Below are 23502 nucleotides of genomic sequence, written 5' to 3'. Positions count from 1 at the left end.
ATTATAAAAAGAACCGATGCGGCCGGGGCTCGACAAATATTCACAAGAACGTCGCATTTTGTTGCAAATGTAATGTCGGCGTAATGTCTGCGCACCGCAAGCATCGTTAGCATGGCGCAATGGCCAGCCATTCCTCACAACGAACGTGAAACGCATCCTCATCGTGAAAGTGACGTCGCTCGGCGACGTCGTCCAGACGCTGCCCGTCGTCGCGGACCTCCATCGCGCCTTCCCGGGCGTGACGGTCGATTGGGCCGTGGACGAATCGTGCGCGGAGGTCGTGCGCTGGCATCCGGGCGTGAGCGAGGTGCTCTGCGCGCCGCTGCGGCGGTTCAAGAAGCTGCGCAACGGCGGCGACCTGAAGGCGATCTCCGCGTCGATCGGCGCGCTGCGCGCGCACCGCTACGACGCCGTCATCGACCTGCACGGCGTCTACAAGAGCGCGATCATCTCGGCGCTCGCGCGCGCCGCACGCCGTATCGGCTATCAGACCCAGGATCTCGGCGAGACCGGCGCCCGTTTCGCGTACTCGCATCGCTTCGGCCCGCGGCCGGACTGCGACGCGTGGCATGGAATGCGCGTGAGCGCCGGCGAGGCGCTGGACTATGTCCCCGAGGGCATCGCCACGTACGGGATCGTCCCGCCGCAGGATGCGAACCTGCCGCCCGCGGTGACCGACAGCGCACCGTTCATGCTGCTGTTCCACGCGACGTCCAACCCCGACAAGAAATGGCCGGCCGACGACTGGGCCGCGCTGGCCATCCGGATGATGGCGCGCGGCGTGCGCGTGCTGTTGCCGTGGGGATCGGCCGCCGAGCACGACGATGCGCAGGACATTGCCGCCCGCGCGTCGGGCGCGATCGTGCTGCCCGCGATGTCGGTGCGCGAACTGGGCGCGGCCATTGGCCGGGCTGCACTCGTGGTGGGGGTCGATACCGGGTTTGTGCACATGGCGCACGCGCTGCAGCGGCCGACCGTGATGATTTTCGTCGCGACCTCGCGCCACCATTGCGGCATCGGCGGCGCACCGAATGCACTTTCGATCGGCGAGCCCGGCGTGCCGCCGTCGGTGGAGCAGGCACTCGATGCGATCGATGCGGTCGGGCCGGCCTACGACGCGCAGCGCGAGCGGTTGACGGCCTAGGGCCTCCACAGGCCCGCTTTCGGCGTGAATGGGCCCCGCGGAAACGGAGCCGGCCGGTTCAGGCGAGGAGCGCTTCGGCCGTGACCACCGCGGCGACGGCGGCCAGGTTGGCGAGCAGCGCCTCGAACAGAAGGCCACGCCAGGTTTTCGGCCGGAAGCGAGCCGCGAGCAGCAGGGCGCCACCCAGCGCGAGCGCCAGGATCAGCACGAGGTCGGCGTTGTTGAGGTGGATGTTCATCGCGGCGGCTCCTTCGGGGATCCAGGGGGCGCGACGGCGCCCCCGGATCGAGTATAGGCAGCGCCGCCCGCCGCACAACCCGGGGCGCCCCGGAGGCTCAAACGAGCGATGCGTCGCGGGTTTCGCGCATCAACAGCACGCCGATCAGGCTGATCGCCGCCGCGACCGACACATAGCCGCCGACCCACGACAGGCCGCCTCGCGCGGCGAGCAGCTGCGCGATGTACGGCGCGATCGACGCGCCGAGGATCCCGCCGAGGTTGTACGCCACGCCCGCGCCCGTATAGCGGACGTTGGTCGGGAACAACTCGGGCAGCAGCGCGCCCATCGGCGCGAACGTCACGCCCATCAGGAACAGCTCGAGCGTCAGGAACAGCGCGACGAGCGGCATCGAGCCGCTGCCGAGCAGCGGCTCCATCGCGAAGCCGGACAGCAGTGCGGCGATCGCGCCGACGGCCAGCACCGGCTTGCGGCCGAAGCGATCCGACGCCCACGCCGACAGCGGCGTCGCGAGCCCCATGAACACGACAGCGAAGCACAGCAGGCCGAGAAAGCTCTGGCGCGGAATATGCAGCGTCGACACGCCGTACGACAGCGAAAACACCGTCGAGATATAGAACAGCGTGTAGCAGACCACCATCGCGAGCGCGCCGAGCAACGTGGGCTGCCAGTGTTGCGAGACGAGCGTCGCGACCGGCACGCGCACGCGTTCGTTGCGGTCGAGTGCGGCCTGGAACGCCGGCGTCTCGGTGATCTTCAGCCGCACGTACAGGCCGAGCGCGACGAGCACCGCACTGACGAGGAACGGGATGCGCCAGCCCCAGCTGCGGAATTGTTCGTCGGACAGCGACAGCGCGAAGAACAGCCCGTTCGACATCAGGAAGCCCACCGACGGACCCAGTTGCGGGAACATCCCGAACCAGCCGCGCTTGCCTTGCGGCGCGTGCTCGGTCGCGAGCAGCGCCGCACCGCCCCATTCGCCGCCGAGGCCGATGCCCTGGCCGAAGCGCAGCACGCACAGCAGCACCGGCGCGAGCGTGCCGATCGTGTCGTAGCCGGGCACGAAGCCGATCGCGGTAGTGGACACGCCCATCACGAGCAACGACGCGACGAGCGTCGACTTGCGGCCGATGCGGTCGCCGAAGTGGCCGAACAGGAACGAGCCGATCGGCCGCGCGATGAAGGCGATGCCGAACGTGACGAATGCGGACAGCGCCTGCGCGGTCGCTGAGCCATGCGGGAAGAATACGGGGCCGATGACGAGCGCCGCGGCGGTCGCGTACACGTAGAAGTCGTAGAACTCGATCGCGGTGCCGATGAAGCTCGCGAACACGATGCGCCGGTGGCTGACGGCGCCGGCCGAACCGGTTGCGTGTGCAACGGCCGGGGGAGATGCGGACATGGATGTCTCCGTTTTATCGTTGGGGCATTCGACTGAGCGTGCGCTCGGGCAGGCAGGTGGACGCCTGCCGGGTGAGCGCAGCCGGGCGGATGATGCGGTAGCGGCGTGGACGCGCGTCGTGGCGCGGACGTCACCCGCCGGTCGACGATGGAGACGGATAGGCCGCCGCCGCCCGGTGCCGGCATGGTCGGCTCGCATGCCGGGTGCGGCGCGCGAACGCGCGCGCGGGAGGGTGGCCGCGCGATTGCGGAAAATTATAGCCAGCGCCGCGACATAGCGGCAATCGCGTGCGGGCGCGGGCTCAGTCGAGCGATTGCGCCTGTGCGGATGCAGTGCTTTGCAGCTGGAAATGGCCGTCGTCGTTGAACAGCCAGCCTTCCATCATCTCGAGCCGGCCATTGCCGTCCAGCAGTTTCGACGGTGGTGGCGGCAGCGGTGCCGAGCGGCGCAGCGACGCGAGCGCGAGCCCTTCCGCTTCGCTGTCGCCGTTGCTGCGATAGACGGACGCGTTGACGAGGCGGCCGCTGCCATCGACGGTGTACGCGACGACGACGAGCGAGCGCAGCATCGCCTGCGGCGTCCCGCGCGATACGCCGGACGGATTGTGCTCCGTCACGCACCGCGCGACTTCCACGCGATATTGGTCGCGATTCGCGCTGCGGATGACGGACGGGATCGTCAGCACCGAGTGCACCGACGGCGGCGGTGTGATCGTGCACGCGGCAAGCAACGGGGCGGCGACCAGCGCGGCAATACGCAGCCGGCTGGCGCATGAGAGGGGAAGAGGGGACATGGCGGAGTGCCGGAGGGTGACTATAAAAAAATGATAGGCGTCCCGGCGCGACCTGTTATCGGGAGAAACGCATAGTGGGCGAAGCGCGACGTGGCGATTCGCGGAGGATGGCGATCGGCGGGCCGACCGTCATGCGTCGCGATGTGACGTGACATGTGACGGCGCGGGCGCGATATGTGCTCGCGTATCGCGCGCCGTGGCGGTGGGCGTGGCCCGACCGGCCCGCTCAGTAGCCGTGCGTGACGAGCGACAGAACGGACAGGTCCGGATGCGTGCCGTCGATGATGCTCTTGCCGATGTGCACGGCTTCCTGAACCGCTTCGTCGACGCTCGCGAAGCTTTCCTCGCCGTCGGCGTGGAAGGGCACCGCATGATCGGGCAACGCGGGATTCACGCCGGGATGGCAGACATAGCCGGTGTAGGTGTAACGCGTGTCGCTGCCGGGAGCGAGGCCCGGCACCACATGGATCTCGAAGCCTTCGTAATCGACGTGATCCGTCGCTGTCGACAGTTCGGTCATGGCGGTCTCCGTGGGCCGCACGCACGGATGGCGCGGGCGGCATCGAGTCGCGGCGGCGGTCGTGTCGCCGTGCTGATCGAATTCTAGGCGATGGCGGCCCGGCTCGTGAGGCTCGCGCGCGTCGTCGGCTGCCACGGCGGGCGTGCCGTGTCGCGCGTTACCGCGTGCAGCGCGCGTCCTTGCGCTGCACCACGAGGATCACGGGATACTTCTCGCCGTGCTCGAGTTCTACAGGCGCGACGACCGTCAGCGTCGCCGGGTCGGAATCGTCGTACACGCTGACCTGTTCATTGCGGATATAGGTCACGCCGGTGCAGTTCGATGCGCGCCCATCGTCCGAAACCTTGCACTGGATCTCGTTTTCCTTCAGGTAGTTGTATGGCGTCGGGCTCGCGAGATATTCGCGCAGGCTGCGCGGCGAGCCGCCGACGCCCTTCACGTACGCGATCGCGCACGATGGCGTTTGCGCGTCCGTGCCGGAGGCGGAATCGGCGGCCACGGCGTGCGTGCCGACGGCAGCGAGCAGGGCGACGAGCGACGAGGCGATGAAGGGCTTCATGACGTGGTTTCCCGTTTCGCGAATCGGAGCGCCGGATTGTAACGGCATCGGGCGAGATGCGTCGGCACGCCGGGCGGACACCGTGCGCGGCGCGCGGCGGACAAACAAAAACCCCGTCATTCGATGAATGGACGGGGTTTGGCGAACTTCCTGGCGGAAGCGGTGAGATTCGAACTCACGGACAGTTTCCCGTCGCCGGTTTTCAAGACCGGTGCCTTAAACCGCTCGGCCACGCTTCCACACGAGGCGGCATTGTAACCGAAATGTCGCCTCGTTCCGGCCTCAATCGTCGCGCAGGAACAATTCCTGCAGGTCGTTGAGGAAACGTTGGCCGAGCGGCGTCGGTGCGATCTGCGCAAAATCGCGCGTAATCAGTCCGCGCTGCTCCGCTTCCTTGAGTGCCGGCTCGATCGTGCCGATCGGCATACCCGTGCGCTCGACGAAGCTGTGCACGGGGAAGCCCTCGACGAGCCGCAGCGTGTTCAGCATGAACTCGAACGGCAGGTCGCGCGCACCGACTTCACGTTCCTCCTGAACCGGCGTGCCGGCCATCGCCTGTTCGATGAAGGTGGCCGGATGCTTGTAGCGTGCCTGCCGCAGGATCCGGTTCGGGAACGACAGCTTCGTGTGCGCGCCCGCGCCGATCCCGAGATAGTCGCCGAAGCGCCAGTAGTTCAGGTTGTGCTTGCACTGATGATTCGGCTTCGCGTAAGCGGACACTTCGTAGCGGTCGTAACCGGCCTCGGCCGTGCGCGCGTGGATCCATTCCTGCATGTCGGCCGACGCGTCGTCGTCGGGCACCGCGGGCGGAAACTTCGCGAACAGCGTGTTCGGCTCGAGCGTCAGGTGATACAGCGACAGATGCGGCGGCGCGAACGACAGCGCGGTCTCGATGTCGGCCCGGCATTCGTCGAGCGTCTGGTTCGGCAGCGCGAACATCAGGTCGAGGTTGAAGTTGTCGAACGTCTTCGCGGCGATCTCGACGGCCGCGCGCGCCTGCGCGGTGTCGTGAATGCGGCCGAGCGCCTTCAGATGGCCTTCGTTGAAACTCTGGATGCCGACCGACAGGCGGTTCACGCCGCTCGCGCGGAACTGCGTGAACTTCGCGGCCTCGAACGTGCCCGGATTTGCCTCGAGCGTGATCTCGGCGTCGGCATCGAGCGGCAGCAGCGCGCGCACGTCGGACAGCAGCCGGTCGAGACCGGCCGCGGACAGCAGGCTAGGCGTGCCGCCGCCGATGAACACCGTATGCACCTGCCGGCCCCAGACGAGCGGCAGCGCCTGTTCGAGATCGGCGCGCAGCGCGTCGAGGTACTCGGTTTCCGGAAACCGCTCGCCCTTCCACTCGTGCGAGTTGAAATCGCAGTACGGGCACTTGCGCACGCACCACGGAAAATGCACGTACAGCGCGAGCGGCGGCAGCGACGTGAGCCGTACCTGCCCGGGCGACGTGAAGGCCGCGACGACGCGCGCGCCGGTTTCCGCCGCCTGGCTCATGCGGCCTCCGGTTGCGAATGCGTGACGAAGTCGATCATGCCGGTTCCTCCGCGAGCCGCGCGAGCAGTGCCTTCAGCGCGAGCGCGCGATGGCTGTGCGTGTTCTTCACGGCCGGCTCGAGTTCGGCCGCCGTCGCGCCGAGCGACGGCAGGTGGAAATACGGGTCGTAGCCGAATCCGTGCTCGCCGCGCGGCGTGTCGACGATCTCGCCCGCCCAGCGACCTTCGGCGAACAGCGGCTCGGGATCGTCCGCATGGCGCACCAGCGCGAGCACGCAGCAGTAGTATGCGCGCCGGTCGTCGACGCCGCGCAGCTGCTCGACGAGGTACGCATTGTTCGCCGCGTCGCCCTTGTCGCCGCCCGCGCGCTGCGCGTAGCGCGCCGAATAGACGCCCGGCGCGCCGCGCAGCGCACGCACGCACAGGCCGGAATCGTCGGCGATCGCCGGCAGGCCGGTGAGCCGCGACGCGTGGCGCGCCTTCGTCAGCGCGTTCTCGATGAACGTGCCGAACGGCTCTTCCGCCTCCGGCACGGCCAGGTCGCCCTGCGGCACGATCTCGATGCCGACCGTCGAGAACAGCGCGGTGAACTCGCGCAGCTTGCCGGCGTTGTTCGACGCGAGCACGATGCGCGACAGCGGCGCGAGGGTGCGATCGTCAGACATGGCCGGCGCCCAGCACGTCCTTCTGCAACTGCACGAGCTGGCCGATCCCGCTTTGCGCGAGGTCGAGCAGCGCGTTCATCTCGGCGCGCGAGAACGGCACGCCTTCGGCGGTGCCCTGGACTTCGACGAAGCCGCCGGCGCCCGTCATCACGACGTTCATGTCGGTGTCGCAGCGTGAATCTTCCGCGTAGTCGAGATCGAGCACGGGCGCCCCTTCGTACACGCCGACCGAGATCGCGGCGACGTGGTCGGTGATCGGCGAGCGCGCGAGCTTGCCGGCGGCGATCAGCTTCGACACGGCGTCGTGCGCGGCGACGAAGGCGCCGGTGATGCTGGCCGTGCGCGTGCCGCCGTCGGCCTGGATCACGTCGCAGTCGATGTGGATCGTGCGCGGGCCGAGCGCTTCGAGATCGAACACCGCGCGCAGCGCGCGGCCGATCAGGCGCTGAATTTCCTGCGTGCGGCCCGTCTGCTTGCCCCGCGCGGCTTCACGGTCGCTGCGCGTGTGCGTCGCGCGCGGCAGCATCCCGTATTCCGCCGTCAGCCAGCCCTGGCCGCGATCGCGCAGGAATTCGGGCACGCGTTCGGCGACGCTCGCGGTGCAGATCACCTTGGTATCGCCGAATTCGACGAGTACCGAGCCTTCGGCGTGTTTCGTGTAATGGCGCGTGAGGGCGACCTTGCGCAGTTCGTCGGCGCGGCGGCCGCTCGGGCGGGACAGGGAAGACGTCATGGGGGAATCGTGGACGGAAGAGGAAACCCCGATTTTAGCGCCGAACGGCAGCCTTGCCCGGCGGGGTGGGGCGCAAAAATGGGATAATGCGCGCTTCCCGCCCCGCGCCTTGCAATGCGCCGGGCGCCTCGACATATTCCCGCCCGAGAAGGGCACCCAGACGGCGAGACGAACCATGATCTACAGCATGACGGGCTATGCGAGCGCGACGCGCGAACTCGCGACGGCTACCGGCAACGGCGGCACCAGCGTGTCGGTCGAACTGCGCACCGTGAACTCGCGCTTCCTCGACCTGAATTTCCGCATGCCGGACGACGTGCGCGCGTGCGAGCCCGCGCTGCGCGAAATGCTGATGAACAAGCTGTCGCGGGGCAAGGTCGACGTGCGCATCAACCTGCAGCGCGGCGAGCAGAGCATCGGCGCCGGCGCGCTGAACCAGACGGCCCTCGGCCAGCTTGCCGAGCTCGAGCGCTCGGTGCTCGATTCGTTCCCGGGCGTCGGCCGCCTGCGCGCGGGCGAGATCCTGCGCTGGCCGGGCGTGCTCGCCGAGAGCGGCGTGTCGGCGGAAGCGATCCGCGACGCGGTGCTCGCGTGCGGCAAGGAAGCGATCGGCGAGCTCGTCGTCGTGCGTTCGCGCGAAGGCGCGCAGCTGGCGACGATGCTGCTGTCGAACGTCACCGAAATGGAAGCGATCGTCGCGCGCATCACGCCGCTCGTGCCGGAGCTGATCGCGAAGCATCAGCAGAAGATCGTCGAGCGGCTGCAGGAAGCGCTCGGCCTCGCGGCGCCCGAAGGCAGCGCGCCGATCGTCACGCGCGAGGAAGCCGCGGAACGCATTCGTCAGGAAGTGACGATGTACGGCATCCGGATCGACATCGCGGAAGAACTGTCGCGACTCACCGCGCACCTGAACGAAACGCGTCACGTGATCGAGAAGGGCGGCCGCGTCGGCAAGCGTCTCGACTTCATGATGCAGGAACTGAATCGAGAAGCAAACACGCTCGGCTCGAAGGCGGCGGCAAAGGAACTGGCCGACGCATCGATGGCGCTCAAGCTGTTGATCGAGCAGATGCGTGAGCAAGTGCAAAACCTGGAGTAACGCAACATGACCCACCCCACTCACGATGGCCACGCATCGCATGCGCTGCACGGCGGCGTCTATCCCGGCAACCTGTTCATGGTCATCGCGCCGTCGGGCGCCGGCAAGTCGACGCTCGTGAACGCGCTGCTGTCGAAGGACAGCGACATCTGCCTGTCGATTTCGTACACGACGCGCAAGCCGCGCCCGGGCGAGCAGGACGGCCAGCACTACCACTTCACGACCGTCGAGGATTTCCGCACGCGCCACGCCGCGCACGAATTCCTCGAAAGCGCGGAAGTGCACGGCAACTATTACGGTACGTCGCGCGTCTGGATCGAAGAGCAGATGATGAACGGCCACGACGTGCTGCTCGAGATCGACTGGCAGGGCGCGCAGCAGGTGAAGAAGCAGTTCCGCAACGCGGTCGGCATCTTCATTCTGCCGCCGTCGCTCGACGCGCTCGAGGAACGTCTGAAGAAGCGCGGCCAGGACGAACCGAACGTGATCACGCGACGCCTGCTCGCGGCGGGCAGCGAGATGGCGCACGCGTCCGAAGCGGAATACGTCGTGATCAACGAGAATTTCGATCGCGCACTGGCCGAGCTCGAATGCATCGTCGCGGCGACGCGCCTGCGCTTTGCTTCGCAGTACGCGCGACATGCCGAGCTGTTCATCGAGCTCGGCATCCATTTGCCCCACGCGGAATGACGCGGGGGTAGAGGGACATAAGGTAGAATAGGGACTATATTCAGAAGGAATTACCAACATGGCTCGCATTACCGTCGAAGACTGCCTGAAGCAAATCCCCAACCGCTTCGAACTGGCGCTCGCCGCCACTTACCGCGCGCGGCAGCTCGCGCAAGGCCATACGCCGAAGATCGAGAGCCGCGACAAGCCGACCGTCGTCGCGCTGCGCGAGATCGCCGCCGGCCAGGTCGGCGTCGAGATGCTGAAGAAGGTGCCGGTGTAACGCGCATCCGGCCCGTTCCAGCCATGTAGTCCACGCGCGCAACGACTCGACCTGGAGGCGAATATGAGCACCACCCCATCGTCCGCCTCCGCGGATTCGACCACCGAAGCCACGGCCCAGTCGCCTGCGCGCCAGTACATCGACGCGGTCCTCGAACAGTCCTTCCGGCATCTGTTCGGGCCGACCGCCACTCCGGAGCAGCCGCGCAAGCACGGCGTCGTTTCGATCGCGAAACTGACGACCGCGCTTGCCGAGTATCTCCCTCCGGAAGAAATCAAAGAGGTCAAGGCGGCGTTCCACTTCAGCGACGAAGCCCACCTCGGTCAATATCGCCAGAGCGGCGAACCCTATATCACCCATCCCGTCGCCGTCGCGGAAATCTGCGCCGGCTGGAAGCTCGACGCGCAAGCCGTGATGGCCGCGCTCCTGCACGACGTGATGGAAGACCAGGGCGTGACGAAGAGCGAGCTGGCCGAACGGTTCGGCCCGAAGGTCGCCGAATTGGTCGACGGCCTGTCCAAGCTCGACAAGATGGAGTTCCGCAGCCGCGAGGAAGCGCAAGCGGAAAACTTCCGCAAGATGCTGCTCGCGATGGCGCGCGACGTGCGGGTCATCCTCGTCAAGCTTGCCGACCGTCTGCACAACATGCGCACGCTCGGCGCGGTGCCGATGGAAAAGCGCCGCCGCGTCGCACGCGAGACGCTCGACATCTACGCGCCGATCGCGCACCGCCTCGGGTTGAACAACACGTATCGCGAGCTGCAGGACATGAGCTTCGCGAACTTCAACCCGCATCGCTACGCGACGCTCGAGAAGGCCGTGAAGGCCGCGCGCGGCAATCGCCGCGAAGTGATCAGCAAGATCCTCGAGGCTGCGCAGCGCGCGATGGGCGACGCGAAGCTCGACGCCGAGATCACCGGCCGCGAAAAGACGATCTACAGCATCTATCGCAAGATGCGCGACAAGCAGCTGTCGTTCTCGCAGGTGCTCGACGTATACGGCTTTCGCGTCGTCGTCGAGAATCCGCTCGACTGCTACACGTGCATCGGTGCGTTGCACGCGCTGTACAAGCCCGTGCCCGGCAAGTTCAAGGACTACATCGCGATCCCGAAGATCAACGGCTATCAGTCGCTGCACACGACGCTCGTCGGCCCGTTCGGCGCGCCGATCGAGTTCCAGGTGCGCACGCGCAAGATGCACGAGATCGCCGAGGCGGGCGTGGCCGCGCACTGGCTGTACAAGAACGGCGGCGCGGATCTGAACGACGTGCAGAAGCGCGCGCATCAGTGGCTGAAGTCGCTGCTCGACATCCAGAGCGAAGCCGGCGATTCGAGCGAATTCCTCGAGCACGTGAAGATCGACCTGTTCCCGGATGCGGTCTACGTGTTCACGCCGAAGTCGAAGATCATGGCGTTGCCGCGCGGTGCGACGGCGCTCGATTTCGCGTATTCGATTCACAGCGATCTCGGCAACCAGTGCGTGGCCGTGAAGATCAACAACGAGTTGCTGCCGTTGCGTACCGAGCTGAAGAGCGGCGACATCGTCGAGGTGATCACCGCGCCGTATTCGAAGCCGAACCCGGCGTGGCTCGGCTTCGTGCGCACCGGCAAGGCCCGCTCGGCGATTCGTCACTACCTGAAGACGATGCGCCTGAACGAGTCGGTGCAGCTCGGCGAGCGGCTCGTCGACCAGAGTCTGAAGGGTTACGGGCTCGCGCTCGCCGATGTCGCGCCCGAGGTGTGGGAGAAGCTCGTCCAGTGGACGGGCAACAAGAGTCGCCAGGAAATCTTCGCGGACATCGGCCTCGGCCGGCGCGTCGCCGCGGTGATGGCCAAGCGCATCGAGGTGCTGATGAGCGGCCGCGATGCGGACGACGATCTGCCGAAGTCCGAGCGGCATCCCGCACACAATGCGCCGCCGGTCGTGATTACCGGCACCGAAGGGATGTCCGTGCAACTGTCGGCGTGCTGCCGGCCGATTCCGGGCGATGCGATCATGGGCTATATCGGCATCGGCCTCGGGATGGCGATTCATACGACCGATTGCCGGGTCGCGCAGCGCATCCATCGTCGCGATCCGGGCCGCTGGATCGACGTCGAGTGGGCGCCGCAGCCGGGTCGTCTGTTCGACGTCGCGGTGAAGGCGCTCGTGAAGAACACGAAGGGCATCTTCGCGCGCGTCGCGGCGGACATCACGTCGGCCGACGCGAACATCGTGCACATCGCGATGGACGAGGATCTGACGCACGAATCGACGGTGCTGCGGTTCGTGATCCAGGTCAGCGATCGCGTGCATCTCGCGAACGTGATGCGGCGCGTGCGGACCAATCCCGACGTGATGCGGATCATGCGCGAGCGCTCGACCGACGACAGCGTGCATGCGCGTCACGACGGTGGCATGCGCATCGAGCGCGAGCGGCAGGATTACTGACGCCGCGCGTTGGTTTGCGGCGGGATACGACGGCGGCCACGGGCCGCCGTTTTCGTTTGTGCCTGGGTCGGGCGGTGTCGCGCAGCGGCAACCCGACGCGGGCAGAGCGGGCGATGGCCGAAGAGAAGAGGGGGCGGACAAGAAAAAGGGCCTTCCCGGAGGAAGGCCCTTCTGAGGTGGCGCGGCTGGCAGGATTCGAACCCACGACCCCTTGGTTCGTAGCCAAGTACTCTATCCAACTGAGCTACAGCCGCACGCAAAACGGTACTGCTTCAACTGTCGGAACCTTCTGCGATGGGAAGGCCCCCAAAAAAGGTGGCGCGGCTGGCAGGATTCGAACCCACGACCCCTTGGTTCGTAGCCAAGTACTCTATCCAACTGAGCTACAGCCGCACGCAAAAACAAAACGCTACAACATCGAACTGAAAGGGCCTTCGGTTTGGAAGGCCCTCGAAAAAGGTGGCGCGGCTGGCAGGATTCGAACCCACGACCCCTTGGTTCGTAGCCAAGTACTCTATCCAACTGAGCTACAGCCGCACGCAGAAGCGGAAGTATAGCAGGGTTGTATAAAAAGGGAAGCCTTATTCGCAAAAAATGTCACCCGATCTTGGGCGGCCGCGTTCGTGTACCCTTGATGCATCAGTCATCCATGTGTTGAATCTGCATCATGAACAAGGCGTTTGTCAAAGAGTCGGACGGCGACGACGACGATCTCGACTCGAGTCAACCCGCGATTCCGGCGGGCACGAAAAACTACATCACCCCGGCCGGCCACAAGCGGCTCAGGGACGAACTCCTGAACCTGATCGACGTCGAGCGTCCCGAGGTCGTGCGGCTGGTGTCGTGGGCCGCGTCGAACGGCGATCGGTCGGAGAACGGCGACTACATCTACGGCAAGCGGCGGTTGCGCGAGATCGACCGCCGGATCCGCTTCCTGACGAAGCGGCTCGATCTCGCCGAAGTCGTCGACGCGAGCCGGCAGGAGAATGTCGACCAGGTGTTCTTCGGCGCGACCGTCGATTACGCGACGCCGGACGGCGAGGATCACACCGTCACGATCGTGGGGATCGACGAGGTCGATCTCGATCGCGGTTGTGTCAGCTGGATCTCGCCGGTCGCGCGGGCACTCATCAAGGCGAAGATCGGCGACACCGTCACGCTGATGACGCCGGCCGGTCCCCAGCCGATCGACGTGCTCGACGTTCGCTATCCGGCACCGGGCAGCGCGTGAGCAGCGAGTGGTGCATCCGCGCAGTGCCGCCCTGAAACGACGAGCGCCCCGGGGTGGGGCGCTTGTCATGACGCTCCTGGCCGAAGAGGCGGGAGCGATTGCGTTGCTCAGAAGCGGTGGCGCATGCCGGCCGTGACCGCGATCTGCTTGTTCGTCGACGACGCGGTGCCGAGCCCGTTGATGTTCGCGCCGACCGCCAGGCCGTCCGCATTGACCCGCTGGTACTCGCCCTGCAGATACAGGTCGGTGCGCTTCGACAGCGCATAGTCGGCCTGCAGGTTGAACTGGTGCCAGCTCGGCGTCTGGCCGTCGAGGCGGCCGTCGGTGTACGTGTACGAGCCCGCGAGCGAGAACGCCGGTGTCAGCGCGTAGCGGCCGTTCACTTCGTAATTGTTGAAGCGCGTGCCGCCGGTGAGCGGGATGCCGCCCGACACACCGGACTGCCCGGCACTGATCCTGGCCGAATCGGTCAGGCGCGTCTGCGTGAACACGAAGCCGGCCGTCGCGGGCCCGAACGTGTAGTTGAGGCCTGCGCCCCAGGTGCGCTGACGGCTGGCGGCAAACGTCCAGTCGCCGGCCACCGCGCCGGGGTCGCTGGCTGCGAGCGACAGCGCGTTGATGTTGTTGTTGAGCTGCATGTACGCGGCCGCGACGTTGAAGCCCATGTAGCTGTACGACGCGCCCACGCTGTATGCGCGGTTGTTCGAGAAATCGCTGGAATTCGAGAAGCCGTACAGCGCGCCGAACTTCAGGCCACCGTAATTGGCACTCTGATACTTGACCGAGTTGTTGATCCGGAACGAGTTGTTCAGGTTGTCGTTGTCGAACGGGTGCGCGAACTGCGTGCCGCCGTATTGGGTGCCGGTCAGCGACAGCGGGCCGAGGAAATCGACGACGCTGTCGTACTGGCGGCCGAGCGTGAGCGACCCGTAGCTCTCGTGCGCGAGGCCGACGAACGCCTGGCGGCCGAATTCGCGGCCGTTCTGCTTGAGTGAACCGTTGTTGATGCCGAAGCCGTTTTCCAACGTGAAAATGGCTTTCAGTCCGCCACCGAGATCCTCGGTGCCGCGCAGGCCCCAGCGGCTGCCGTTGATCGAGCCGCTCGTCTCCTGCCACGCGCTGTGGCCACCCTGGTTGTTCGTATAAGTGATGCCGGCGTCGATCAGGCCGTACAGCGTGACGCTGCTTTGCGCATGGGCGGCAGTGGCGCACATGCCGGTCAATGCCGCGACGATCAGGGGCTTTTTCATGATCTGTCTCCAAACAGGATGATGTCGATCGAACCTGCTGCGGGCATCGGCGGCGTCGCGGGTCGGCGACACCGTGCGCGTGGAGCGCGGCACCCTCGTCGGAAATCCATTTGCAGTGTACGGATGGGGCCGGGTGCAGAAGAAAATTGCTTCCGGCAATACTGTATTTTGAATCCCGCAAGAATAAGTGTATGCGCCGGGAGCCCCGGCCACCAAGGCTTTGCGGCAGCGCAGCAGGTGGAGAAGGTGCTCAGGACTGCGTAAAGGGTGTCGTGGACGTTGCGCGATCGCGACAGGCACTCACTGGCGGGCGGAAGTAGGACTAGCGCGATTATTGACACATCGGCAATAGAGGTTTGTGTGGGGCATGGATAATGAAAGGATGATCTCTCGCTATACTGCGATCTCTGCTTTCCGAAGCAGACTTTTTCGTTGACGGAAAAGATCTCCAAACCTTTGTCGGCGCGACTTCCCAGTCGCGCTTTTTTTTTGCCCTTCGCCCCGATCCCTATCGCGTTTACGAGCGTCGCTTGCGCTTGCTCGTCGGCGGCGGGTCGTCGGCTTCGGCTTGCGGCGGCGTATACGTCCAGTCTTCCATCACGTAGTGACGGGCGTCCAGCGGTGACGCCAGCAGGTTCTGCCAATGATCGCCGTGCCACGTCGGGTCGAATTCGGTGTCGCAAGGTGTGTCACGGGACTCGGCCAACGCGCGGGACTTGCGGCGCACGCGTGCGAGTCGGCTCGCGAAGCGTTTGATTCCGTCCAGCCACATGACCTTCTCCTTCCATTGCCTTGCACCAGCATCGCAACGTCCCTCGTTCTTCGCAATCCGGAAAAAACCCGAGGATTTTACCGACCCGATTTGTCCCCGGTAGGTTTTTCACCGTTTCGATTATGTGGGATTCGATCCCGGTAATATTGACAGGTTTTTGATGCGGATCAATTAATAAAAGACGATGGTGTACCGATTCCAGTGGTATTGACGTTTTTTTGATAAAGAAAGCGTCAAAAATTCCCTTGACGCGCCTGGATTGTCCAATTTATAAAGTCAGCACTCCGTCCCCGGGCGGAGCGCTGGGGGTGGGTGTCGGCGCGCCGTTGCGGGATTTCGGGAAGCGGCTATAAACAGTAGCTTTTTTGATCTAATCGAGTGGGGAATGAAGGTATGGATACCGGTATCGTAAAATGGTTTAACGATGCTAAAGGTTTCGGCTTTATTACGTCCGACAATGGCGGCGAAGATTTGTTTGCGCACTTTTCCGAAATCCGTATGGACGGCTTCAAAACGCTGAAGGAAAACCAGCGCGTTTCCTTCGAAGTGAAAGTCGGGCCGAAAGGCAAGCAGGCAGCGAATATCCAGGCGGTCTGACGCGCCACGCATTGCCGAACTCGTCCGGCCCCCGCATCGCGGGGGCTTTTTGCTTTTTGGGGCACGAAAACCCGAGAGCGGTGAATCGAATCCGCTTCGGACTGGTCGCGAACACGCCTGCCGGTGCATACTCACGGAAGCATCGTTTCTCCCGCCTTTTATGTCCGATTTCAGCCCGTCAGATCCCGCCTGCGAACAGCCGCTCGTCTTCGTCGACCTCGAAACCACCGGTGGTTCGTCCGCCGAGCACCGCATCACTGAAATCGGCGTGGTCGAAATCGGCCCGCTGGGCATATCGACATGGACGACGTTGGTCAACCCGGGGCAATCGATTCCGCCGTTCATCCAGCAACTGACGGGCATTTCCGATGAGATGGTGCGCGACGCGCCGTCGTTCGCGTCGCTCGCGCCCGTGCTGTTCGAGCGGCTCGACGGCAAGCTGTTCGTCGCGCACAACGCGAGCTTCGACCGGGGCTTCCTGCGTGCCGAATTCGAGCGCGCCGGCTTCGCGTTCAATCCGGACGTACTGTGCACGGTGCGGCTGTCGCGCGCGCTGTTTCCGCGGGAGGCGCGACACGGACTCGATGCGCTGATCGAACGCCACGGTCTCGTCCCCGCCGCCCGCCACCGGGCGCTCGCGGATGCCGATCTCCTTTGGCAGTTCTGGCGACAATTGCACGAGATCGTGCCGCTCGAGCGTCTGCGCGACCAGATTGCGCGCACGACGCGCCACTTCCGTCTCGCGGGCGGCATGACCGAAGCGTGGCTCGATACCGCGCCGGCCGGATGCGGCGCGTACGCGCTGTTCGGGGAGGGCGACGAAGCGCTGTACGTCGGCCGCAGCGTGCGCGTGCGGCAGCGCTTGCGTGCGCTGCTGACCGGCGAGCGGCGCTCGTCGAAGGAAATGCGGATTGCGCAGCAGGTGCGGCGTGTCGAATGGCGGGAGACCGGCAACGAACTCGGTGCGATGCTTGCGGAAGCGCAGTGGATCGCTCGCCTGCGTCCGTCATACAACCGGCGTCCCGCGGCCGAAAGTGGCCGTGCCGGCAATGCGCCCTGGCCGTTCGACGGCCCGGTCGCGTTCGAGGCGAGCGGCGAGCGCCGCCTGTTTCACGTGATCGACGGCTGGCGCTACCTCGGTGCGGCCGAATCGCTCGATGCGGCCGCGCGGCTCGTGGCCGACGGCGCGGACGGTGCGTTCGAACCGCATACCCATCGCCTGCTGCAGACGCATCTCGCGCGCGGCCTGCAACTGATTCCGCTAGCGGCGCTCACGCCTGCCGACTGAGCACGGCCGGCTGCCGCGCGCAATGGCCGTGCGCCGTCAGCCGATCGCGCTGGCGCCGCCGGCGGAGCAGACGTGCGACAGCGCGATGCCGAGCGCCTGCGTCTGGGTGCGGTCGTAGCGGGTCAATGTCTTCCAGTTCGCGATGCTGCGTGCGAGCCGCGCCTGGCAGTCGGGTGCGTCGCGCAGCGGTGCGACTTGCGCGAGGCCGGCCAGCATCTTTTGCGTGAGTTGATCGAGCGCCGGCCGCGTGCTGGTCGCGAGGTCGGGCGGGGAGCCTTCCGGCGGCCGCGTCGCGCGCCACGTAGCAAAGAGCGCGTTCTGCACGTCCTTGCTCGCGGCGATCTGATCCTCGAAGAACGTGCGCGCGAACGCCGGATCCACGCCGGACTGTGCGGCGCGCTTCTCGACCGATGCGAGCAGTGCCGCTTCGCGCGGTTGGTCCTCGATTGCCTTGTGATTCGCCCATTTCCATCGCGCGACGGGTTCGGCCAGGGCGAGCCGCTGCGATGCGAGCGCGACGAGATTGGTGAGCGCGGTGTCGTCGCCGTCCGCGCGTGCGATGTGCGGCGACGAAAAAAGGGCGACGCCGAGCGCGGCGACAGCGACGCTGGCACGAATGGCTTGTTTCATCGGAACGATCGGGAGAACCGGACGGGCCGGAGGTGGAAAACCAGAAGGATAGACGAAGACAGTCGCGCGGCGGAACGACGCGACAGAAGAATCAGCGGACGCGCTGATCCGGCACCGTCAGGCCGTTGCAGCCCGGGTGCGAAGCGATCTGCGCCGAAAACGCAGCGATGAACCGCACGATATCGATCGACACGTGGCGGTTACAGAACGGAACGTAGGTTCACTTCGGCGAGTACAGCTTGTGCTGCTCGTCGAAGAATGCCCGGACATACTCGGGCAACTCGGCGAGGAATTCCACGCCGACGGGTTCCGGATCCGGGCTCATCACTTGCTCGGGCGGGGGCATGCGGGTTGGTCTTTCGTCCATGGTCATTTCTCCAGCAGGTTCAATAATTATCAACCTCGCGCTCGGATTTTTGCCAGAGGCGAATCGTTAGATTTTGTCTCTGTTGTATTAACGGCACATGCGCTGCTGCGCACCGTGCGATGCCGACTATTGCACCTCGCACGTCGGCAACGATCAGGCCGCTTGTTATACTTGCGCGCACTTTTTCCTGGACCGCGATGAAACGAACGACGCGATGGATCGGCCTCGTATGGTTGGCGCTCGTACTGAACGTACTGTCGCCCGTCGTCGGCTACGCGCGTCTCGCATCGAACGGTTCCGGCGAGCTCACGCTCGAATTGTGCAGTGCGGCAGGTGCGCGTCAGATCGTCCTCGCGCAGTCGGGCGACGACCGCGGCACATCGTCGTTCGACCATGCCGGCGTGCCGCACTGCGTGTACTGCCCCGGCTTCGCGGCGAACGTGGCGCTCGGCACGAGCCTGCCTGCGTTGCCGGGCTTCGTGCGCGCCTTCGCGTACCGGGCGACCGCCCCGGCCGTTCCCGTTTTTCCCCGCAAGGGCATCCGTCTCGCGCAGCCGCGCGGCCCGCCTGAAAACGTCCCGATCTGATTGATATCGTCCGCGCGCCCCGGTGGCGCGCGTGCCGCCCGCGGCCCGGTCCGCGCGCCGCGCCGTGTGCGCGCGGCGCGTCGGCTCGCGCCCGGCGGTGTCCGGTCACGTTTCCAGGAATTCATCCATGTCGTTCACCTTCGCCGCGTGGCCGTCGCGCGGCCGGCTCGCGCTCGCCTGCGTGGCCGTTTTTGCCTGGCCTGCCGCGCAGGCGGCCACGATCGATGGCGTATCCGCTGACCCGGCGCCCGACAGTCCGGGCGACCCGGCCGGCCATGCCGCACCGGTTGCCGCGCCCGCGCCGACCGGCGACACGCTGACCGCCGTCAGCGTCACCGCTCGGCGGCGACCCGTCGATCCCGATACGCCGGCCGTCGTCGAGTCGATCACGCGCGAGCAGATCGACGCGCACACCAACGTCACCACCGAGGACGCGCTGAAGTACGCCCCCAACCTGATGGTTCGCAAGCGCTACATCGGCGACCGCAACAGCGTGTTCGCCGGCCGCGACTTCAACGAGCTGCAGAGCGCGCGCGGGCTCGTCTACGCCGACGGCCTGTTGCTGTCGAACCTGCTCGGGTCGAGCTATGCGTATCCGCCGCGCTGGTCGCTGATCGCGCCCGACGATATCGCGCGCGTCGACGTGCTGTATGGTCCCTTTTCCTCGCTGTATCCCGGCAACGCGATCGGCTCGACCGTGCTGCTGACGACGCGGCGTCCCGACGCACTCGAGGCGTCGCTGTCGACGCAGTTCTTCACGCAGCGCTATCACGACGGCTACGGCTTCGCGGACAGCTTCGGCGGCAATCACCAGACCGCGCGGATCGCGAACCGCATCGGCAAGTTCTGGTTTTCGCTGTCGCTCGACCGGCTGGAGAACAACGGCCAGCCGATGCAGTATGCGGACCCCAATTCAGCCTACAACCCGAAGCTCGGCGCCGCGGTGCCGGTGACGGGGGCGGCTACCGACATCGGGCCGAACGGCAAGCCGCGCACGATCGTCGGCGCGCAGACCATCGAGCGGACCGAGCAGCTCAACGGGACGGTGCGGATGGGCTACGCGTTCACGGACCGCGTCGACGCGACACTGACGCTCGGGCACTGGGAAAACCATTACCGGCAGCACGGCGAAACCTTCCTGCGCGATGCGGCCGGCAATCCCGTCTACGGCGGCAACGTGTCGATCGGCGGCCGGAACATGACCATCGCGCCGAGCGCGTTCGCGCCGCAGCGCGGCGACCAGGAGAACTGGCTGTACGCGCTCGGCCTGAACGGCCGGCTCGATTCGGGCTGGCGGCTGTCGGGCGTGGTGTCGGCGTACGACGTGTCGCGCGACGTGCTGCGCGCGGCGTCGACCGTGCAGGGCGGGGCGGGCACGCTGTTCCAGGGCGACGGCACGGGCTGGCGCACGTTCGACCTGAAGGCCGAAGCGCCGGAAGTGAAGGGCCACGCATTCACGTTCGGCTATCACTACGACAACTATTTCCTGCGCAACGTCACGTACAACACGGCCGACTGGCTGGCCGGGCCGACTACGTCGGTCGCGAGCGTCTACCGGGGCGACACGCGCACGCAGGCGCTGTTCGCGCAGGACGCGTGGCGTTTCGCGCCCGGCTGGCTCGCGACCCTCGGCCTGCGCTACGAGCGCTGGGATGCATACGGCGGCGCGCTCGGCAACGCCAACGGCATGCTCGGCTACGCGGACCGCGGCGCGAATGCGCTGTCGCCGAAAGTCGCACTGCAATGGGACGCGACGGACGTCTGGCGCTTCCGGCTGTCGTTCGCGACCGGCACGCGCTTTCCGACGGTCGGCGAACTGTTCCAGGGCACGATCTCGAACAACGCGATCCTCAACAACAACCCGAACCTGCGTCCGGAAAAGGCGATCGACTGGGACTTCACGGCCGAGCGCGACGTGGGCGTCGGCGTCGTGCGCGCGAGCGTGTTCCAGAGCGACCTGCGCGATTCGATCTACAGCCAGACGACGGTGTCGGGCGCATCGACCGTCACCAACATCTCGAACGTCGATCGCATGCGCGTACGCGGCGTCGAACTCGCATTCAGCGGTCAGAACGTCGGGCTGCGCGGGCTCGACATCGACGCGAACGTGTCGGCGAGCAACGCGCAGATTCTGGCCGACACCGCGAATCCGGCTTACGTCGGTTCGCGCTTTCCGCGCATCCCGCGCATGCGCGCGAACCTGCTCGCGTCGTACCGCTTTGACGAGCACTGGCTCGCGAGCGTCGGCGTCCGCTACTCGGGCCGCCAGTTCAATACGCTCGACAACGGCGACGTGAATCCGGACGTGTACGGCGGCACGAGCATCTTCACGGTCGTCGACCTGAAGGCGCGCTACCGGTTCGACCGTCACTGGACCGCATCGCTCGGCATCGACAACCTGACAGACCGCCGCTATTACGTATTCCACCCGTATCCGGGCCGCACTTTCTTCGGAGAACTGAAATGGTCGCTGTGAAATCGTTCGCGGCAGGCTGTGCGCTGTGGCTCGCGGCGCTGTCGCCCGCACGCGCGCACGACGCGCCGAACGCCGTCGATCCGCATGCGGCGCACATGAGCATGCAGGCCGCGCCGGCGCAGCAGAAGCAGCCGCTCGCGACCGGCGCCGCATTCGACGCGCGGCACCGGCTGTGGGTCGCATGGGTCGAAGGCGCGCACGTCGTCGTCGCGCACTCGGACGACGCTGGCCGCACGCTGTCCGCACCCACGACCGTCAACGCGATGCCCGAGCCGATCTACACGAGTGCGGAGAATCGCCCGAAGATCGCGACGAGCCCGGACGGTCGCGCGGTGTACGTGTCGTGGTCGATGCCGCTCGATGCGCCGTACACCGGCATGGTGCGCTTCTCGCGTTCGCTCGACGGCGGCGCGACCTGGAGCGTGCCCGTCACCGTGCATCGCGACCGGCAAACGATCACGCACCGCTTCGACATGATGGCGGTCGATCCGGCTGGCAACATCGCGATCGCGTGGATCGACAAGCGCGATCTCGTCGCGGCGAAGGCGGCGGGGCAGACGTACGACGGCGCGGCCGTCTACTTCGCCGTGTCGCGCGACGGCGGCGCGTCGTTCGAGCCCGAGCGCAAGGTCACCGATCACACATGCGAATGCTGCCGCATCGCGATGGCGATCGATCCGGCCGGACATATCGAAGCGGTGTGGCGCAACGTGTTCCCGGGGCAGATCCGCGATCATGCGCTCGCGGTGCTGCCCGTGTCGGCGTCGGAGCCCGTCGTGCCGGTGCGCGCGACGTTCTCGAACTGGCACGTCGAGGCGTGCCCCGAGCACGGGCCGGCGCTCGCGATCACGCCGGACGGCACGCGCCACATTGCGTGGTTCGGCGTCGTCGAGGGTCGCGCCGACGTGTTCTACTCGCGCATCGGCGCCGATGACCGGGCGCTCGGCACGCCCTGGGCGTTCGGCGCGAATCCGGCGGTACCGGCCGAGCAGGCATCGCATGCGGCGCTCGTCGCGCGCGGCGATGTCGTGTGGCTCGCATGGAAGGCGTTCGATGGCGACACGATGCAGATCAAGCTGCGCCGCTCGGACGATCGCGGCGAGCACTGGTCGGCGCCGCGCGTGATCGCGTCGACGTCGGGTGCGAGCGACAACCCGCAACTGCACGACGATGCAGGACGCATCTACCTGTCGTGGCGCACGCGTTACGACGGCTATCGGCTCATTCCCGTGGAGGGAGCGCAATGAAACGGCTGATGGTGTCGATCGGCGCCGTGCTTGCGAGCCTGCCCGCATGGGCCGGTGAACTGCAGCCGCTGCGCGCGGCCGAGGTCGCGAAGTTGTACGCGACGGCGCCCGAACGCCCGCTCGCGGTCGAGATCTGGTCGCTCGATTGCGGCTACTGCCGCGAGAACGCCGCGCATCTGGTCGCGTGGCAGCGCCGGCATCCGGACGTGCGGCTCGCGATGGTCTCGATGGACGCGTACGACGACAACGGTGCGGCAATCGCACAGGCGCTCGCGCAAATGAACCTGCCGCCGCAGGTCGCGCAATATGCGAACGCGGAGCCGATGCCCGAGCGTCTGCGAGCGGCACTCGATGCGAGGTGGCGGGGAGAAATGCCGCGTACCGTGTGGATCGGACGCGATGGCGCACGCGAGGCGCGCAGCGGATTGCTGACGACCGACGTGCTCGACGGCTGGTTGCAAGGCGGCAAGCGCCGGTGAAAGCGGAAGGTGGCGCGCGGGCGATGCCGCGCGCCGCTTCGATGCAAATACGAATCGAAAGCGCGCCCGAAGGCACGCAAGAAGATCGTCAGGCCGCGCGCCTGAACAGCCGGATCACGAACAGCAGGATCACGGCGCCGATGACCGCGACGATCACCGAACCGATGAAGCCGCTGCCGAGGCTGATGCCGAGCACCCCGGCCAGCCAGCCGCCGATCACCGCGCCGACGATGCCGACGATGATATCGACGATCAGGCCGAACCCGCCGCCCTTGACGAGCAGGCCCGCCAGCCAGCCGGCGATCGCGCCGATGATGAGCCACATAATCAAGCCATGAGTCATGGTGATCCTCTCCTTGTGTTGAGTCGAAATGACCGGACGTCGGCTGTTTCGCCGCAAGCTGCATGAAGGCGGCATGCGACCCGCCGCGCCGCCCACGCAATGTAACGCGATAGACGGGTCGGAATCGTTAAGTAATGTTATGCACCCTTAACGGGTTTTTCCAGGGGATTCGTCTGGCTACGCAATGAATCTGTAAGGAAAGGG

Annotated in this window: 25 protein-coding genes and 4 tRNA genes; 12 read left to right on the top strand and 17 right to left on the bottom strand. The window is 66.2% G+C overall.

Going from position 1 to position 23502, the window contains the following annotated elements:
• Window positions 1–145: 145 nt before the first annotated feature.
• Complete coding sequence (gene waaC, locus HWX25_RS05110; RefSeq protein ID WP_175907484.1) at window positions 146–1144, top strand: lipopolysaccharide heptosyltransferase I; 999 nt, start codon at window positions 146–148, stop codon at window positions 1142–1144.
• A 58-nt stretch (window positions 1145–1202) separates the two neighbouring features.
• Here the strand turns inward: waaC and HWX25_RS05105 are convergent, their stop codons facing one another.
• The 9 genes from HWX25_RS05105 to rph form a co-directional block, all read right to left on the bottom strand.
• The gene (locus HWX25_RS05105; protein ID WP_175907482.1) at window positions 1203–1382 is read right to left on the bottom strand and encodes a hypothetical protein; all 180 of its coding nucleotides are present in this window, start codon (window positions 1380–1382) and stop codon (window positions 1203–1205) included.
• A 97-nt stretch (window positions 1383–1479) separates the two neighbouring features.
• Window positions 1480–2784, bottom strand: a complete 1305-nt coding sequence (locus tag HWX25_RS05100; RefSeq protein ID WP_175907480.1) for an MFS transporter — start codon at window positions 2782–2784, stop codon at window positions 1480–1482.
• 301 nt (window positions 2785–3085) lie between these two features.
• Window positions 3086–3577 carry a TonB family protein gene (locus HWX25_RS05095; RefSeq protein WP_175907478.1) on the bottom strand — a complete coding sequence of 164 codons (492 nt, stop codon included), beginning with the start codon at window positions 3575–3577 and terminating at the stop codon, window positions 3086–3088.
• Between the two features lie 226 nt (window positions 3578–3803).
• Window positions 3804–4097, bottom strand: a complete 294-nt coding sequence (locus HWX25_RS05090) for a hypothetical protein (protein WP_175907476.1) — start codon at window positions 4095–4097, stop codon at window positions 3804–3806.
• 157 nt (window positions 4098–4254) lie between these two features.
• Entirely contained in the window at window positions 4255–4656 is a 402-nt protein-coding gene (locus HWX25_RS05085; RefSeq protein ID WP_175907475.1) for a hypothetical protein, read from the bottom strand.
• Between the two features lie 151 nt (window positions 4657–4807).
• Window positions 4808–4895: transfer RNA gene (locus HWX25_RS05080), tRNA-Ser, on the bottom strand.
• Between the two features lie 43 nt (window positions 4896–4938).
• Window positions 4939–6153 carry a radical SAM family heme chaperone HemW gene (gene hemW / locus HWX25_RS05075; protein WP_175907473.1) on the bottom strand — a complete coding sequence of 405 codons (1215 nt, stop codon included), beginning with the start codon at window positions 6151–6153 and terminating at the stop codon, window positions 4939–4941.
• 34 nt (window positions 6154–6187) lie between these two features.
• Complete coding sequence (gene rdgB / locus HWX25_RS05070) at window positions 6188–6817, bottom strand: RdgB/HAM1 family non-canonical purine NTP pyrophosphatase (protein WP_059816316.1); 630 nt, start codon at window positions 6815–6817, stop codon at window positions 6188–6190.
• Window positions 6810–7550: a ribonuclease PH gene (gene rph / locus HWX25_RS05065; protein WP_059530129.1), complete on the bottom strand. Its 741-nt coding sequence runs from the start codon at window positions 7548–7550 to the stop codon at window positions 6810–6812. The genes rdgB and rph overlap by 8 nt, the downstream gene beginning before the upstream one ends.
• A gap of 175 nt (window positions 7551–7725) precedes the next feature.
• On the opposite strand from rph, the gene HWX25_RS05060 reads away from it, so the two are divergent.
• The 4 genes from HWX25_RS05060 to HWX25_RS05045 all read left to right on the top strand — a co-directional run bounded on the left by HWX25_RS05060 (window position 7726) and on the right by HWX25_RS05045 (window position 12031).
• Window positions 7726–8649 (top strand): YicC/YloC family endoribonuclease, encoded by a 924-nt coding sequence (locus HWX25_RS05060; protein WP_059467048.1) that lies wholly within the window; start codon window positions 7726–7728, stop codon window positions 8647–8649.
• Between the two features lie 6 nt (window positions 8650–8655).
• Complete coding sequence (gmk, locus tag HWX25_RS05055; protein ID WP_059530126.1) at window positions 8656–9339, top strand: guanylate kinase; 684 nt, start codon at window positions 8656–8658, stop codon at window positions 9337–9339.
• Window positions 9340–9397: 58 nt separating this feature from the next.
• A complete protein-coding gene (gene rpoZ / locus HWX25_RS05050) occupies window positions 9398–9601 on the top strand; it encodes a DNA-directed RNA polymerase subunit omega (RefSeq protein WP_006025620.1) in 204 nt (67 codons plus the stop codon).
• 63 nt (window positions 9602–9664) lie between these two features.
• Window positions 9665–12031, top strand: a complete 2367-nt coding sequence (locus tag HWX25_RS05045; RefSeq protein WP_059530123.1) for a bifunctional (p)ppGpp synthetase/guanosine-3',5'-bis(diphosphate) 3'-pyrophosphohydrolase — start codon at window positions 9665–9667, stop codon at window positions 12029–12031.
• Window positions 12032–12208: 177 nt separating this feature from the next.
• On the opposite strand, the gene HWX25_RS05040 is transcribed toward HWX25_RS05045, so the two are convergent.
• From HWX25_RS05040 to HWX25_RS05030, 3 genes are all read right to left on the bottom strand, one after another.
• Window positions 12209–12285 (bottom strand) — tRNA-Arg (locus HWX25_RS05040).
• A gap of 62 nt (window positions 12286–12347) precedes the next feature.
• Window positions 12348–12424, bottom strand: a tRNA-Arg gene (locus HWX25_RS05035).
• 67 nt (window positions 12425–12491) lie between these two features.
• Window positions 12492–12568 (bottom strand) — tRNA-Arg (locus tag HWX25_RS05030).
• Window positions 12569–12698: 130 nt separating this feature from the next.
• On the opposite strand from HWX25_RS05030, the gene greB reads away from it, so the two are divergent.
• Entirely contained in the window at window positions 12699–13262 is a 564-nt protein-coding gene (gene greB, locus HWX25_RS05025) for a transcription elongation factor GreB (RefSeq protein WP_059816313.1), read from the top strand.
• Window positions 13263–13369: 107 nt separating this feature from the next.
• Here the strand turns inward: greB and HWX25_RS05020 are convergent, their stop codons facing one another.
• Both HWX25_RS05020 and HWX25_RS05015 read right to left on the bottom strand, forming a co-directional pair.
• Window positions 13370–14512, bottom strand: coding sequence for a porin (locus tag HWX25_RS05020; protein WP_175907471.1), 1143 nt, complete (start codon window positions 14510–14512; stop codon window positions 13370–13372).
• A 517-nt stretch (window positions 14513–15029) separates the two neighbouring features.
• Complete coding sequence (locus HWX25_RS05015) at window positions 15030–15284, bottom strand: hypothetical protein (RefSeq protein ID WP_175907469.1); 255 nt, start codon at window positions 15282–15284, stop codon at window positions 15030–15032.
• Window positions 15285–15677: 393 nt separating this feature from the next.
• On the opposite strand from HWX25_RS05015, the gene HWX25_RS05010 reads away from it, so the two are divergent.
• Window positions 15678–15881, top strand: coding sequence for a cold-shock protein (locus HWX25_RS05010; protein ID WP_027783827.1), 204 nt, complete (start codon window positions 15678–15680; stop codon window positions 15879–15881).
• A gap of 160 nt (window positions 15882–16041) precedes the next feature.
• Window positions 16042–17169 carry an exonuclease domain-containing protein gene (locus HWX25_RS05005; RefSeq protein ID WP_059816302.1) on the top strand — a complete coding sequence of 376 codons (1128 nt, stop codon included), beginning with the start codon at window positions 16042–16044 and terminating at the stop codon, window positions 17167–17169.
• A 36-nt stretch (window positions 17170–17205) separates the two neighbouring features.
• On the opposite strand, the gene HWX25_RS05000 is transcribed toward HWX25_RS05005, so the two are convergent.
• Entirely contained in the window at window positions 17206–17799 is a 594-nt protein-coding gene (locus HWX25_RS05000; protein WP_059530108.1) for a chorismate mutase, read from the bottom strand.
• Between the two features lie 220 nt (window positions 17800–18019).
• On the bottom strand, window positions 18020–18166 hold the full coding sequence (locus HWX25_RS04995) for a hypothetical protein (RefSeq protein WP_167359231.1): 147 nt from the start codon (window positions 18164–18166) through the stop codon (window positions 18020–18022).
• Window positions 18167–18363: 197 nt separating this feature from the next.
• Here HWX25_RS04995 and HWX25_RS04990 point away from each other — a divergent pair, with 197 nt between their 5' ends.
• The 4 genes from HWX25_RS04990 to HWX25_RS04975 all read left to right on the top strand — a co-directional run bounded on the left by HWX25_RS04990 (window position 18364) and on the right by HWX25_RS04975 (window position 22955).
• The gene (locus tag HWX25_RS04990; RefSeq protein ID WP_175907467.1) at window positions 18364–18753 is read left to right on the top strand and encodes a DUF2946 domain-containing protein; all 390 of its coding nucleotides are present in this window, start codon (window positions 18364–18366) and stop codon (window positions 18751–18753) included.
• A gap of 127 nt (window positions 18754–18880) precedes the next feature.
• Window positions 18881–21229: a TonB-dependent receptor gene (locus tag HWX25_RS04985; protein WP_175907465.1), complete on the top strand. Its 2349-nt coding sequence runs from the start codon at window positions 18881–18883 to the stop codon at window positions 21227–21229.
• Window positions 21217–22476: a sialidase family protein gene (locus HWX25_RS04980; protein ID WP_175907463.1), complete on the top strand. Its 1260-nt coding sequence runs from the start codon at window positions 21217–21219 to the stop codon at window positions 22474–22476. Before HWX25_RS04985 ends, HWX25_RS04980 begins: the two co-directional genes overlap by 13 nt.
• Window positions 22473–22955 (top strand): TlpA disulfide reductase family protein, encoded by a 483-nt coding sequence (locus tag HWX25_RS04975; RefSeq protein WP_059530099.1) that lies wholly within the window; start codon window positions 22473–22475, stop codon window positions 22953–22955. Before HWX25_RS04980 ends, HWX25_RS04975 begins: the two co-directional genes overlap by 4 nt.
• Window positions 22956–23043: 88 nt before the next feature.
• Here HWX25_RS04975 and HWX25_RS04970 read toward each other — a convergent pair whose 3' ends face one another.
• Window positions 23044–23298 carry a GlsB/YeaQ/YmgE family stress response membrane protein gene (locus tag HWX25_RS04970; protein ID WP_059530096.1) on the bottom strand — a complete coding sequence of 85 codons (255 nt, stop codon included), beginning with the start codon at window positions 23296–23298 and terminating at the stop codon, window positions 23044–23046.
• Window positions 23299–23502 lie beyond the last annotated feature (204 nt).

It is taken from the genome of Burkholderia sp. BCC1640 (genome assembly GCF_902833125.1).
Lineage (GTDB): Bacteria > Pseudomonadota > Gammaproteobacteria > Burkholderiales > Burkholderiaceae > Burkholderia > Burkholderia diffusa.
Note: the sequence above shows the minus strand (reverse complement) of the source record. Positions and strands in the feature narration are given on the sequence as shown.